This is a genomic window from Acinetobacter sp. 1125_18A, from assembly GCF_052824985.1.
This window is the reverse complement of the sequence record NZ_VTDG01000001.1, coordinates 360,439-374,704: the sequence shown is the minus strand read 5'-3', so window position 1 is coordinate 374,704 and position 14,266 is coordinate 360,439. Positions and strand designations below refer to the sequence as shown.

Sequence of the window (14,266 nt, the reverse complement as noted above, 5' to 3'; positions counted from 1 at the left end):
AATTCATGGAATGAAAAAGTTTTCGAGGAATAAACAATGACAGAACGTGTAAATGTAGGCGAAGCAATCGCGCGTGTTTTAGAAGCACACCAAGTGGAAAGTATCTATGGGGTGATTTCAATTCATAACCTACCAATTGCAGATGCTGTAGGGCGTCGTGAAAAAATTCGTTTTGTGGCAGCGCGTGGCGAAGCAGGTGCAGTCACGATGGCAGATGGTCACTCACGCTTTAAAGGTTTAGGGGTTGCTTTGACCAGTACCGGTGCAGGGGCAGGCAATGCAGTAGGTTCATTGATTGAAGCGATGAATGCTGGGAGTCCTGTGTTGCATTTAACTGGGCAAGTTGAACGTGAATATCTTGATCGTGATGCTAGCTTTATCCATGAAACCAAAGATCAACTGACCTTCTTACGTGCTTCAAGCAAAGCTGCATTTCGTATTACCAGCCCAGACAATGCAGTGGGTGTAATTCGTGAAGCAATTCGTGTTGCAACCACAGTACCGATGGGGCCTGTAAGCGTTGAGCTCCCGATTGATGTGCAAGCTGCAGAAATTGACTTGCCATTGAATTTAGGTCCTGTCAAAGCGCTTGAATTACCGCAGGCTGAGCAAGTTGAAATTGATTTAATTGTTGAAGAAGTTAAAAAAGCCAAACGCCCCATCTTTTGGATTGGTGGTGGCACGTTAAATAGTGTTGATGAGGTGAAAGCCATTGCAGATCTTGGGATTCCTGTTGTTTCTTCGACCCATGCCCGTGGTGTGTTAGCAGATGAGCATCCACGCAGTTTAGGTGCATTCCATAACTCAGCAGGGGTTGAGCAACTGTTAAAACAGGCTGACTTATTGGTGGTGGTGGGCTCGCGTTTACGCAGCAATGAAACCAAAACCTATTCGGTACAGTTCCCTGATAATCTGATTCAGATTGATGCCAATCCAGTGGCGCAGCAACGTAATTATAAAGTTCGTAACTTCATTTGTGCTGATGCCAAAGATGTATTACAACGTGTGCTCACAGGGCTAAGCGGTATCTCAAAAGTTGATGCAGATTATGATGCAGCGGTTGTTGCAGCAAAACAGTCCGCTATTGAGGCACTGCGTACTCAGCTGGATCAATATGCACTGATCTGTGATCACTTACGTGCGGCACTGCCACAAGACGGTATCTTTGTACGTGACATTACCATGTCAGGCAGTACTTGGGGCAGCCGACTATTTCCAGTACAAGCACCGAATCAAAATATTCACTCACTTGCTGGGGCAATTGGTCTTGGTTTAGCCACGGCAATTGGCGCTTCTATTGCCAATCCAGATAAAAAAGTGATTGGTCTCGTGGGCGATGGTGGTTTGATGCTCGGTATCGGTGAGATTGCCACCATGGCACAAGAAAATACCAACATGGTGCTGATGATCATGAACGATGGCGGTTATGGCGTAATGCGTGGTATTCAAAAGAATTACTTTGGTGGGCGTCAATATTTCAACGAATTGCATACCCCAGATTATAAAGTCTTAGGGGAAGCAATGGGAGTGAAAAGCTGGAAAGTGGGCAGTGCAGATGAGTTTAAAAGCGTGATTCAACAAGCAGTCGATTTTCAAGGGCCAAGTGTGATCGAATTGGATATGAATTCGATTGGACCACTGAACTTTGCAGGACCGCCGCAGAAAAAACTCTATTAAACCCAGTTGAACATTCGATGTTGGCATCGGATGTTCAGTAAATTCACCAGCAATTTTTTTTGCTCAAAATACAATAAAAACTATGTTTTATAGGTAAAACAAAAGTCCAACAGGATCGTTGGAACACAAGGGAAGGAAGCAATTATGAAAAAGACAGCTATCGCGATGCTACTTGCAGCATTGTATTTGGGTACCACATCCAATGTTTTGGCGCAAAGCTCAGCATTAGAATGGAAAAGTGAAGATGAGACGGACTCTATAAAATTGGGTGGCGTGGTGCGATTAAACCAACGCTATGAAAATTGGGAAGGACCTAATGATGGCTTTGGCAAACTCTATTTTGATATTTTTAGAGTCGATGTCAAAGGTAAATTTGACGATGCCTATTTTAATGCAAGCTACTTGTTTCAAGACCAAGAGAAACGCTCGATCGAAAAAGCCTACGTGGGCTATAATTTAGATCAACAGAATAGTTTAGAAGCCGGCTTTGTATATAAACCTTTTGCGATTTATCCTTATCCGCAAAATGGTTGGACTTACCATATCCCATTCTTTTTGGGCTATGGCAATAACATTGCGCCAGGTTTGAACTGGAATTTTCATAATCAGGACTGGGATGTAAAACTGGGCTATTACCCTGAAATGCTGGCAACCAATCTGCGCTATTCGCCCGAAAGTGCCACTTATGATGATCTTGCCGACAATGCATTTCCAAGTCAAAAAGCCTATCAAAATGAAAAGCGCCATCAATTCAATACGCGGATTGTGCGCAAGTTAGACACCAAGGTGGGTAAGCAGGAAGTCGGGGTATCTGGGGCAATTGCGCAATTGCATAATAAAACCACCGATAAAAATGGCCAATATTATGCAGTGGGTGTGCATAGCGATAACAATTACAAACGCTTTAATTTACAAAGCTCTGTGATTCATTATCAATATGATGCAAAGAACCCTGACGGGGTCAATAATGATATGACTTTAATGGGGAATAATGGATTTACCCCTGCTTATTTTATTGCCTCTGAAGCGACAGTTGCCAGTTTAAATCTTGCCTATACCTTACCTATGCAAAATATGGGCAAACTCAAAGCGATCCGATTCTACAATGATTATAGTTATATGGATAAGAAACGTGATGATTGGTCGGATTCTCAAATGAATAACACTGGGATGATGTTTATTGCGTCACCCTTTATGGTGTGGGCCGATTATACTTGGGGGAAAAATGCCAATATTATTGGCGGTGCAATGAATTCAACCGGTTTTAGCTCGACCGTTTCACCCTATAGTGACCAATGGTTGTATCGTATCAATTTAAACCTTGGATTTAGTTTTTAGAAAGCAGATTTGGGAATTGATCTGTTTGTTATGCCGATATTTGCTATGGCAATAACTGCTTTGTTGCACTTAGATTTAAACACTGCTGGATGACATTTACTTATTATTTGAGTATTTGTCAAATGAGTATCTGTCAAAGCAGCGGATCGGCTATGTATGCAACAAAGCATGTTTATCGGATCAATTTTATAACTTCACAAGCGCATACGACGATCGTTTACGTTTGTTTTGCTAAGGCCATCAACGACTTCAATTGCTGAACTTCCAGTGGGGTGGCATGTTGTAATGGCTTTCTTGGTTCACCTACAGAAAAACCTAATTCATTTAAACCTGCTTTGACTGTTTTCGGTAGGCCGCCTTGTACAATAAAGCGCAACAAAGGCAATTGACGATAAAACAAGGCTTTGGCGTGGTCTAAATCACCATCTTTGATTGCCTGATATAACTGACTTGGTAGCTGACCGAGTAGATTTGGCGCCACAGTACACCAACCACTTGCCCCTGCACAAAATGCCTCAAGTGCTAAAGGATTACAGCCATTATAAAAGGGCAACTGTCCTTGAGATAATTCATGAAATTTATGCATGCGCTGAATATCACCCGTACTGTCTTTAACCATGCAAATATTCTCAATTTCTTGAAACATTTTCACGATCAATTCTGGTGACATATCTACGCCACTGGTTGCTGGGTTGTTATAGACCATGATCGGCAGTTTGGTCGATGCGGCAATTTGCTGATAATAATCATAGATTTCTTGATCATTGAGTTTCCAGTAAGATACTGGGATCACCATAATTAGATCAGCGCCAAGCTCCTCGGCTTTTTGGGCTTTTTGAATTGCCATCGCCGTTGTGAGTTCAGAAATTCCCAACATGACCGGGACACGGTGATTAACGACTTCGATACTTTTTTGTGCGACTTGTTGCCATTCTTGCCAAGATAAATAAGCACTTTCACCAGCACTGCCCAATGGCACAATCGCATTACATTGTTGTTCCAGCAGAGCATTTAATGTGATGGTCAGTGCATCCACATCGACAGCTTGTGTGTCTGGGTGAAATGGTGTGATTGGGTATGCAATAATGCCTTCTAATTTCATTTTCATTACTCCTCGATACAGTCCGCATGATTTTTTAAAGCTTTACGCGCATAGTAGGCAAAATTGACATTATTACGCTTGTTGGTAGAGACCCAGTCATGAGCTTCTTTTGCCAGTTCATGTGGGATAGGTTGAATTTGTCCAGCAGCCATTGCCAAAAGCTGAAGTCGGGCAGCGCGTTCAATTAAAATGGCTAAGTTGCAAGCCTCTTCAATGGTTTTACCTGCCACCAGCTGACCATGATGTGACAGCAGTACAGCGCGGTTTTTACCTAAGGCTTCTGAAATAAAAATACCTTCTTCATTGCCGACGGGGACTCCCGGCCACTCTTCCACAAAAGAACAGTCTTCATATAAAGCGCAGGTATCCATTTGTGCGATCGCTAAGGGCACACGGAGCATCGACAACGCTGCAATATGTGTTGGATGGGTATGGATAATGCAATTCACTTCAGGATGTTGTTTATAAATCCATGTATGAAAGCGATTTGCAGGATTTGCCATGCCTTGTTGATCAAGTGGCTTTAGATCTTCATCAACTTCCAATAAGTTTTGCGCGGTAATTTCATCAAAGCCGAGACCAAAACGCTGGGTGATAAAGCTATTGCCTTGCGTGGTACGACAAGTGATTTGTCCCGCTAAGCCAGCATCATGGCCGTGGTCAAATAAAATACGGCAGGTTAATGCCAACTTTTGTCGATCTGTGTAGTTTGAATCTTGAATAAATTGCTGCATATTTTGCTGCGCATTTTGCATCAATTGCTGTTTATCTAGTTGTGCCGTTTGCATAAATAAAACCTCTCGCTGAGTTGATTTTCACATCGCCTAAGTACAGAATAAAAATTCTGTGGATGGATTAAAATATCCAGTTTCTAAAACTTATATGGGCCAGAGAGTTATGCGTCAGCCTTGGAAAATTCGGCTACATTTAGAAGATCGTGAAGAAAAGACCCTTTTTTTAAAGTTGGCAAATCAGATTATTCAAGAGATTTTATCTGGCAGAATTACTCAGGCAACACGCTTGCCAGGTTCACGTACACTGGCGGATGAACTCGGGATTAACCGAAAAACCGTACAATCGGTATATGAAGATTTGGAGGCACAGGGTTGGCTGGTTTCAAAAGCTAGGCAAGGCACCTTTGTCTCTGAGAATTTACCTGACTTAAAAGCGCAGTCATCGCCTACACTCGAACAGGTCGATATCACAGCAGTTTTGCCAACTCAGGTGCTGATCAAAAATGATGGTGTGCCAGATAATCGGTTGATCCCGTATGAATTGTTTTCTCGGGCTTATCGGCATGCATTGATCCAAGTAACACGTCATCAAACCATGGGATATGGAGATCCGCAGGGCAGTTTAGAACTTCGTCAAGCCTTATTAAAGATGTTGTCTATGGAGCGTTTTATACAGACTTCTATGGAAAACATTTGTGTGGTTCGTGGCAGTCAAATGGGAATTTTTCTAGCTGCGCGGGTTCTGGCTCAACATCAGTCTCAGCGTCATATTATTGTGGTAGAGCAATGGGCTTATCCACCTGCAGTGGAAACATTCCTGTCTAATCATTATCAAATTATTCGCGTGCGTTTGGATAAGCATGGTCTAGATACCGATCATTTAACTGAAATTTTGTCCAGCCATGCAGTTGCTGCGGTATACACCACACCTCATCACCAATATCCAACGACAGTGACGATGTCTATGGATCGAAGATTAAAGCTGTTAGAGCTGTCTAAAGCCTTTGATTTTTATATTATTGAAGATGATTATGACCATGAATTTCATTATGACAGTCGACCCATTCCGCCGTTAATCAGCTTACCGGCAGCAGACAAAGTGATTCATATCGGCTCTTTGTCTAAAGTGTTTGCGCCCACTTTAAGAATCGGTTATGTGGTGACCAATGTACAGATTATTCAGGCGATGAAACAAGACATTTTGCTGATCGATAAACAGGGCAATGCGATTACTGAATTGGCAATGGCTGAACTGATGCAGCAGGGTGAAATTAAGCGGCATATCCGTAAAATGCGTAAGATTTATCAGCAACGTAGAGATTTTGCTGTGAGGGCTTTTCAGCAAACTTTTAAAGAGTGGGTTGAAATAGCGCCACCTGCAGGCGGCATGGCGTTGTGGGTAAAGTTTAAATTGCCTTTTCAACAGCAGTTTTTAACGGTTTTAAAACAATTACATATTGATTCTGAATATGATTTTGGTTCGGAATGGCATCATTCCGATCACAGCTTCTATATTCGTTTTGGTTTTGCAGCCCTGACCGAATTGGAAATCCGTCAAACTGTTGAAAAGTTGTATCAGGTTTTTGTGAGCTGATGATGCTCAAGAAACTTAGAAAGTATTTTGAATCTTGTTGAACTGACTTTAGAAGGGTTTAAGCAAAAACCAGAAGCATTGTGTTTCTGGTTTTTTTATGGATTAATTTAAAGCCATACGATATTCAATGACCCCTGGTTTTTCAGCAATCCAGTCATAGAGTTTTTGTGCAGTTTGATTGCTTTGTTGAGTGTGCCAATACAAGCGCGCGCAGGGTTGAACAATCGCTTGCTGTTGTACATATTCAATCAGACGCTTGCCTACATGTTGACCTCTTGCCTGTGGAGAAACATATAAGTCTTCTAGATAGCAAAAGTTGGTCTCGGCCCATGTCGAGCGATGGATAACATAATGTACAAAGCCGAGAACATGCTCAGCTTGTTTAGCAACAGCACAATATATCGGTTCTTGATCATCAAAAAAACGTTGCCAAGTGGTTTGCGTAACAGTGTTGGATAAAGCCACTTTGTAAAAGTCTTGATAAGCCAGCCAATACTCTACCCATTGTTTATAGTCTTGTTGTGCAACAGGCACAATTTGAACCACTAAATTTTCCACAGGTATTCTCCAGTCGTCGGGAAAGAAAGAGGAGAAATGAGTTTAAGTGTGATTGTGGTATTGAAATAAGATACACTTTAAGTATTTTTAATAGTACCAGTTTTACTTATGGCGACAGCAGCATCGGCTTATTTCCCCCATTTGATCTTGCCTAAAGGGGTGATTAAAGAGGGTTTATATAGTGTTTTACGTGATGCAATTTTAGATGGTCGACTGGCTTCTGGAACCAAACTGCCCTCTAGTCGTGTCTTGGCGGAAATGATGTCGATTTCTAGAAATTCAGTCTTGGCTGCAATGGATCGTTTACTGGATGAAGGCTATGTTGTGACTAAGCCAAGCTCTGGTACTTATGTCGCAGAGCTGATTCCTGACCAATTAATTTCTATACAAGAGATAGCGACAGAATCTGCATTTGACGTCTGTCATAAGCTAAATATTAATCCGCATATCGCAAATTTATTACCTGCTTGGCAGAAACAAAATGTATCTGGGCAGGGTGAAAAAATATTTCATGTTGGTGTTGGCTGTACCGATTTATTTCCACATTCGCTTTGGGGAAAATTATTGGGGCGTGCTTGGCGTCAGTCTCATCAGCAATTGGGTCAGTTTCATGATTGTCGTGGCTATTTGCCTTTACGTCAGGCTATTTGTGATTATGTTCGTTCTACGCGGGGGCTAAAATGCGATGTACAACAAATTTTGATTGTAAATGGTACCCAACAAGCGATTCACCTTGCAGCTTATGCATTATTACAACCTTTGGATCAGATCTGTTTAGATGAGCCTGGCTATGATGCCGCTTTAAATATTTTTCGGAGTTTTGGCATCCAAGTTCATCCTGTATCAAGTGATCACGAAGGGATGAAAATTGCTGAGATTATTCAGCATTATTCCAAAAGTAAATTCATCTATACCGCACCCTCTCATCAGTTCCCTTTAGGTGGAACACTCAGTTTAAGTCGACGATTGGCCCTATTGGAATGGGCAGCGAGTCAGCAAAAATGGATTTTTGAAGATGATTATAATAGTGAGTTTAGATATGGAACTCATCCAATTCAAGCCTTACAGGGCTTAGACCAACAGCAAAGAGTGATCTATTCAGGTACTTTTTCTAAAATGATGTTTCCTGAGTTTCGACTTGGATTTATGGTGGTTCCAGAATCGCTGATAGAAACATTGAGTCTGGCAAAATATTATACCGATACGCGGAGTGCTTATTTAGAACAAGCGGCTTTGGCTTTGTTTATCAAAGAGGGGCATTATGCACGCCATGTACGTAAAGTGCGTAAAGCTTGCCAAGAACGTCAACAGGCATTAATTGCTGCGATTCAACAGTTTCTTGCAGATGTATTGACTGTTCAGCCAACCGACTCAGGGATTCATCTGATTTGTTGGCTAAAAGCCCCATGGACTGAGCAAAGCTTTATTGATCAGTGTCTTGCTATTAATCTGGCTGTTCAGCCTTTATCTCGCTACTGTCAACAGCCTTATGAAAAAGCTGCGGTATTGTTTGGCTATGCAGCGCATACTCCAGATGAGATTGGCATGAATATTCAGAAGCTGGCGCAACAGATCAAGCACAAGTAACACGGATTCCAGTTTCATCTTCTATATTTCTTCATTTCCTATATAAATCGCTAGCTGGTCTAGCTGTATAAGCACTGATGATAATTGTTGTACATCTGTTTATGTAATGTTATAACATAACAATAAATTACAATTCGGAATCCATGATGCGTCACCATACTTTAGCAATCGCTATTTCTTTACCGGTCTTTCCTGCATATGCGATTGAAAATAAACAGCTGACTGTACTTCCAGTGATTCGAGTAAATGCCGAAAATGATCCATTTATCAATCAAAGTATCATTGTAGAAAATAGAAATGCAGACAATAAAACTTTAGGTGATGCTTTAAAGCATCTTTCAGGGATACAAAGCAGCGCTTTTGGTCCCAATTCAGGTGCGCCTGTGATTCGCAGTTTAAGTGGAAACCGGGTGCAGATTTTGGAAAATGGTCAGTCTATTTATGGAATGAATAGTATCAGCGGCAATATTAATATCCCTTTTGATCCTTTATTCACTCAATCTGTTACTGTCAATAAATCTTCAGACAGTGTGCGTTATGGTGGTAATGCCATTGGCGGAAGTGTGAATATTGATTCTGGTCTAATCGATACAGCGATGCCGAATAAAAGTTCTCAATTAGAGCTTGTAGCGAAAAAGGGCTGGAATGATTTTGATGCCAAAGGTTTTAAACTCAATCTCAATAACCAAAGTAACTTTTCTACCAATTTATTGTTTTCTAGCCAAGATATGTCAGCTTATAAAATTCCGGGAGAGGGTAAAGCGAGCGTATGTAATAGTGGTGTATTTCCAGCGACGGGTGGGGTAAATACAGCATTGGCAGATGCTTGCCAAAAAGAAGCACGCATTCAAAAAAATTATAATACTGCATCACAGCCTTATATTGACCAATTTATGACGGAAAATCCCGATTGGGCAGATGGTTCATTTTCCTTCTATACAGATAAACCTACCTCAGTTTGGAGTGGAAAAACCTATACCAATCCAGTAAACCCTAAATATGTACCCAATACCCAGCAATATACTGAAAACAAAATTAATAAAGATGTCACACCCAACTATAAGAACAAGCTGGGCAATAGCTATTTAGACAATCAACACTTTGCGATTGGAAGCACTTATTTTCTCAACAATGGACGTATTGGGCTCAGTGCTGATTCAAAAAAAAGTGAATATGGGGTACCCGGATTTTCTCTTGAAAATAAATCTTTTCAATCTACTAGTGACAGCATACCAGTCGGGGTGAAAACAGATCAGCGAAGATATGCCTTAGACAGCGAGTTTAATTTTAGCCCGTTGTTATTGAAACAAATACAATTTGATGTGAGTAAGAGCGTTAATACATCAGGGGAATATTTAGGATCAAAAATGGCCAATAACTATAAATTTGATACCCAACAGGCTGAATTATTACTGAAGCATAGACCTGTTGAATTTTGGAATGGTTTTATTGGCTTTAATCAGATTGATCGTAAAGTGGTAGGACATGGAAATTTACGTTATTTACCGAATATCAATACGCAAACACAAGCCGTGTTTATCAAGGAAAAATTAGACTTTGATTGGCTAGAACTCGATGCTGGTTATCGTAACGAAAAGGTTGAACATAAAATTCAAAAAAGTGATTTTGTACCATCCAGAAATTCACCGAATACAAAACTCACCGATACAAAATTTAATCTTGAAAGCTACAGTTTCGGTTCATACCTAAAATATAATGATCTATTGGGTTTAAAGTTGCGTTATTCAGTGTCAGATAGAGCGCCTGAAATTAATGAACTTTATGCCAGCCATCCACATTATTCAATTATGTTACAAGAAGAAGGTAACCAAAAACTCAAAGAAGAAAAATCCAAAAATCTTGAGTTAACAGGTCTGTTCAATTATAAAAATTTTAATTTTGAAGCGACTATATATAAGATGAAATATGACAAGTATTTGTATTTGACCCATTCAGGGGCACAAATGCGTAATCGCTTGCCACTTAAATATTGGACCCAGACAGATGCTGAAATTACTGGATTTGAAATTGATTTAAAACAAAAGTTTGAACTCAATCAGTATGGTAATCTTTTGATCTCTGCTTTTGCTGACTTGGTGAAAAATAAAAACCTTAATCCAAACAAAACCAGTTTGGCAAATGATGGAAATTACTTACCCAACATGCCAACGAACCGTTATGGGCTAAACCTTGAATGGAATAAAAATGATTGGTCAGCACGCTTATCCAATATTTACTATGATCAAGCTCAGTATTTAGGCAAAAATGTGTCTAAAGAAATTCCATTGCCGTCTTATAACTTGCTGGATCTACAAATTCAGAAACACTTCAAATTACAAAATGCCAATTTTGATGTTTTCCTCAATGGATCTAATTTGTTAAATGAAGATGCACGACCACAGAACTCGCCATTAAAATACATTGCACCACTTCCTGGGCGTGGGGTACAGCTGGGTATAAGTATGAAAATTTAATCGCTTAACTTTTGTTGGTTAAGTTTTTATATGTTGGGTCTTAACTTAAGATTTATTATCGGGGTCAATAAGTTGCTGTTGTTGAGAAGACTTCAAGCAACGAGTTGGCCCCTTTTATTTTGATAGATTGAGAATGAAAAATTGATGTCAACAGACCCTAAAATTAATTTAAAAAATAGCTGTTAAAAATAGTCTATTCGATTTAATCATTACAGTTTGATTTATTGCAGCATCAATTTTTTAACATGCAATAGCTGCTTCACGTTCAAAAATAGATTCAACACTTTCAAATGCCAAATGACAAGCATGGTTTTGATATTGTCGAGCATAACTGTTTACTGCACTTTCAAGCACTTGTAAAAAATCATTATAATTCTGTTCAAAGTCTAATAAGTCGAGTAAGTCTGATTTTTTGCTGTTATGGCAGTTATATTTTTGAATAAAATCAAGCATTAATTTTTGAATAGGGGCATGGGTAAAATAAATTAAATAAGTTGCTGCCGAACCACAATGCAAACAACCTTGTTCAAGATAAATTTCTTCACTGTTTAACCAGCAGCATTGTAAGGTAAAAAATGCTCGAATCGCTTCAGTCGCTAAAGTAGGCTGTTCCAAAGTGTTCACCAATTTTTCATATAATGAAATTGATAATCATTATCAATTAAATTTTGCAAAAAGTCTATGTGATAATTGGTAAATTTTTTAAGTGTTGCTGTGAAATAACGGTACAAATTGATGTTTTTTAATGAGATGGTTTTAAAATAATGAAATTAATTGTTATATTATATCATAACGTTTAATTTGTTGTTTTTTCTATGTCTATTCCTTCGCAACGCTTACAAGCGATTGATGCATTACGAGGCTTGGTGATTTTGATTATGATGGTTGATCATGTCAGAGAAACTTTTTACCTCCATCATCAAGTTCCAGATCCAATGCTGATTCCAGGCACAGAAACGTCACTTTTCTTTAGCCGAATATTGGCCCATTTATGCGCTCCAGTATTTATTGTTTTGACAGGCTTATCCGCCTATCTCTATCAAGCTAAAAATAATAGTCTAGCGATGACACGTGAGTTTTTGATTAAACGCGGATTATTTCTGATCTTTCTTGAGTTGGTGGTGATCAATTTTGCATGGACTGGCAAGTTCCCACCTGATGTGATTTATCTACAAGTGATTTGGGCGATTGGTTTAAGTATGCTGGCGTTGGCAGCTTTAATTGGATTGCCACAAAAATTATTATGGATAATCAGCATTGTGATTATTTTTGGGCACAATGTGCTTGATCAAGTGTCTTTTGAAAATGTACCTTTCATACAGAATTTATGGTTCATTTTGCATGAACGGGGCTGGATTGAGTTTGGCAATCTGATTCGTATTCGAACCTCTTATCCTGTTTTACCTTGGATTGGTGTGATTACTTTAGGATATTGTATTGGTTCAAGTGTTTTTGCTTCATCTCAACAAAACCAATCTAGAAATACAAAATTACTCATTTTTGGTTTTTCCAGTATTGCTTTATTTTTGCTTTTAAGAGCGATCAATGTATATGGAGATCATGCTTGGACGGTCATGCCGACATGGACTGAAACATTCATGAGTTTTATGAATCTAACCAAATATCCACCATCTTTATTTTTCATTTTATGGAACGTTGGTGTTGGACTGGTTCTTTTGGTCTGTTTGCAAAAAATCGAAACAAAACCTTGGATCAAACCCTTGATCATATTTGGTTCTGTACCAATGTTTTTTTATATTGTTCACTTATATGTTTTAAAGGCTTTATATTTGCTCGTGGTTGCCTTTTTGGGGAAAAATCATGGAGATTATTTTGGTGTCGATTCGGTGTCTACATTGTGGTGGATTGCGATTATTCTCAGCATAATTTTATATCCTTTAATGGTTAAATTTTCTGATTACAAACATAAAAACAAACATATCGCTATTCTTAAATACTTATAAGATAAGTTAAGTATAGTTTTAATTTAAAAGCATATCTAGCATCTAAAATAGTGATGTCCAGTAATGATGGATATCACTATTTTTTTAATATTTTTGAATGCTTAACCTAGTGCTGAACAGCCTAAAGACGACTTGGACTGTATTAAAGCTATTTCATCTTCAATATTTTAATTTATTTTTCACCTTATATTTATAGCCTGTCTTTATCGAGATGTCTTTATAGGAATGATACTGTCATTTAAGGACAACCTTGAGCCAAAGCATATTCACTTGATTGACAAGATCAGCATGGATCATTATTTTGATTTTATTAGTTCCTTTTTGGAACTTGTTATTTTGAGATAAATTCTTGAGGTGAACCATGTCTATATCAGCGGTGAAAGAAAAATCAAAGCAAAAAACACCTGCATCATTTCCAGTACGTCGTATGGATTATGAGTTTCAGGATATGCCCAAGTATTGGTGTAATGACGAACCAACCTTTACTCATTACTTCACAGGTCTATCAACACTTTTTCCAGAAGGTGAATCGTACTTTGTCCGTTCAGTGCGAGCCTTACGTAAAAAAATTAAAAATAATCCACAATTAGACCGTGATATTGGAGCCTTTATTGGACAAGAAGCCATGCACTCTAAAGAACATCATGCTTTTCATGTCAGTGCACAACAATATGGTTTAGATCCGGAATCTTTAGAAAAAGTCACAGGGATCATATTAAAAGCAATTGAACGTACTTTTCCTAAAAAGTGGAATCTCTTGGTGACTGTGGGTCTGGAACATTACACCGCAGTGTTGGTGGTGGAGATGATGAAAGATGTCAATGAATTGATGACGGATGAAAGCATTCGTAATTTATGGTTATGGCACAGTGTTGAAGAAACCGAACATAAGGCTGTGGCTTATGACATGTATGAATACTTATATGGAAAGGGCTTAGCTGCTTATATTCCTCGCGTTGCGATTTTCACGTTTAGTCTGGTTTTGATTACTGCATTGTCGAGTGTTTATCAAGTTGTGCTGTTAAAACGCGATCGCCAATTATTAAATCTAAAATCATGGCGCAAATTTGCTCAGCATGGTGTGGAAAAATATAAAGTTTTTATTCCTAAATTTATAGATTACTACCGTTTTAATTTCCATCCCAATGATACGGATGAGTCTGAAATCGTGGCAAAAACCAAAGTAAAAATAGGCCTATCTGAAACGCCTCATCATTTACCATCATAACTCTGAGGAA

Annotated in this window: 11 protein-coding genes; 7 read left to right on the top strand and 4 right to left on the bottom strand. The window is 39.0% G+C overall.

Annotated features, from left to right (window positions below; translation table 11 throughout):
• Window positions 1-36 precede the first annotated feature (36 nt).
• Together FY049_RS01690 and FY049_RS01685 are read left to right on the top strand one after the other, a co-directional pair.
• Complete coding sequence (locus tag FY049_RS01690; RefSeq protein WP_056513148.1) at window positions 37-1,677, top strand: thiamine pyrophosphate-binding protein; 1,641 nt, start codon at window positions 37-39, stop codon at window positions 1,675-1,677.
• A gap of 144 nt (window positions 1,678-1,821) precedes the next feature.
• On the top strand, window positions 1,822-3,015 hold the full coding sequence (locus FY049_RS01685) for a hypothetical protein (RefSeq protein WP_446083031.1): 1,194 nt from the start codon (window positions 1,822-1,824) through the stop codon (window positions 3,013-3,015).
• Window positions 3,016-3,232: 217 nt separating this feature from the next.
• Here the strand turns inward: FY049_RS01685 and FY049_RS01680 are convergent, their stop codons facing one another.
• Window positions 3,233-4,117, bottom strand: a complete 885-nt coding sequence (locus FY049_RS01680) for a dihydrodipicolinate synthase family protein (RefSeq protein ID WP_446083030.1) — start codon at window positions 4,115-4,117, stop codon at window positions 3,233-3,235.
• Between the two features lie 5 nt (window positions 4,118-4,122).
• Window positions 4,123-4,905, bottom strand: a complete 783-nt coding sequence (locus FY049_RS01675; RefSeq protein WP_004717605.1) for an aldolase — start codon at window positions 4,903-4,905, stop codon at window positions 4,123-4,125.
• Window positions 4,906-5,014: 109 nt separating this feature from the next.
• Here FY049_RS01675 and pdxR (FY049_RS01670) point away from each other — a divergent pair, with 109 nt between their 5' ends.
• The gene (gene pdxR, locus FY049_RS01670; RefSeq protein WP_446083029.1) at window positions 5,015-6,445 is read left to right on the top strand and encodes a MocR-like pyridoxine biosynthesis transcription factor PdxR; all 1,431 of its coding nucleotides are present in this window, start codon (window positions 5,015-5,017) and stop codon (window positions 6,443-6,445) included.
• A gap of 102 nt (window positions 6,446-6,547) precedes the next feature.
• Here the strand turns inward: pdxR (FY049_RS01670) and FY049_RS01665 are convergent, their stop codons facing one another.
• Complete coding sequence (locus FY049_RS01665) at window positions 6,548-7,003, bottom strand: GNAT family N-acetyltransferase (RefSeq protein WP_056513136.1); 456 nt, start codon at window positions 7,001-7,003, stop codon at window positions 6,548-6,550.
• Window positions 7,004-7,111: 108 nt separating this feature from the next.
• On the opposite strand from FY049_RS01665, the gene pdxR (FY049_RS01660) reads away from it, so the two are divergent.
• Together pdxR (FY049_RS01660) and FY049_RS01655 are read left to right on the top strand one after the other, a co-directional pair.
• Window positions 7,112-8,590 carry a MocR-like pyridoxine biosynthesis transcription factor PdxR gene (pdxR, locus tag FY049_RS01660; RefSeq protein WP_446083028.1) on the top strand — a complete coding sequence of 493 codons (1,479 nt, stop codon included), beginning with the start codon at window positions 7,112-7,114 and terminating at the stop codon, window positions 8,588-8,590.
• Between the two features lie 146 nt (window positions 8,591-8,736).
• Window positions 8,737-11,064 (top strand): TonB-dependent receptor domain-containing protein, encoded by a 2,328-nt coding sequence (locus FY049_RS01655; RefSeq protein WP_446083027.1) that lies wholly within the window; start codon window positions 8,737-8,739, stop codon window positions 11,062-11,064.
• A 240-nt stretch (window positions 11,065-11,304) separates the two neighbouring features.
• Here FY049_RS01655 and FY049_RS01650 read toward each other — a convergent pair whose 3' ends face one another.
• Entirely contained in the window at window positions 11,305-11,688 is a 384-nt protein-coding gene (locus tag FY049_RS01650; RefSeq protein WP_004717594.1) for a hypothetical protein, read from the bottom strand.
• Between the two features lie 191 nt (window positions 11,689-11,879).
• Here FY049_RS01650 and FY049_RS01645 point away from each other — a divergent pair, with 191 nt between their 5' ends.
• A complete protein-coding gene (locus FY049_RS01645) occupies window positions 11,880-13,028 on the top strand; it encodes a DUF1624 domain-containing protein (RefSeq protein WP_446083026.1) in 1,149 nt (382 codons plus the stop codon).
• 361 nt (window positions 13,029-13,389) lie between these two features.
• A complete protein-coding gene (locus FY049_RS01640; RefSeq protein WP_056513122.1) occupies window positions 13,390-14,256 on the top strand; it encodes a metal-dependent hydrolase in 867 nt (288 codons plus the stop codon).
• The last annotated feature ends 10 nt before the right edge of the window (window positions 14,257-14,266 follow it).

Bases quoted from the DNA above. Each gene is read 5' to 3' on its own strand.
- FY049_RS01645 (WP_446083026.1), top strand. From the start codon at position 11,880: ATGTCTATTCCTTCGCAACGCTTACAAGCGATTGATGCATTACGAGGC.
- FY049_RS01680 (WP_446083030.1), bottom strand. From the start codon at position 4,117: ATGAAATTAGAAGGCATTATTGCATACCCAATCACACCATTTCACCCA.
- FY049_RS01655 (WP_446083027.1), top strand. From the start codon at position 8,737: ATGCGTCACCATACTTTAGCAATCGCTATTTCTTTACCGGTCTTTCCT.
- FY049_RS01640 (WP_056513122.1), top strand. From the start codon at position 13,390: ATGTCTATATCAGCGGTGAAAGAAAAATCAAAGCAAAAAACACCTGCA.
- FY049_RS01675 (WP_004717605.1), bottom strand. From the start codon at position 4,905: ATGCAAACGGCACAACTAGATAAACAGCAATTGATGCAAAATGCGCAG.
- FY049_RS01685 (WP_446083031.1), top strand. From the start codon at position 1,822: ATGAAAAAGACAGCTATCGCGATGCTACTTGCAGCATTGTATTTGGGT.
- pdxR (WP_446083028.1), top strand. From the start codon at position 7,112: ATGGCGACAGCAGCATCGGCTTATTTCCCCCATTTGATCTTGCCTAAA.
- pdxR (WP_446083029.1), top strand. From the start codon at position 5,015: ATGCGTCAGCCTTGGAAAATTCGGCTACATTTAGAAGATCGTGAAGAA.
- FY049_RS01690 (WP_056513148.1), top strand. From the start codon at position 37: ATGACAGAACGTGTAAATGTAGGCGAAGCAATCGCGCGTGTTTTAGAA.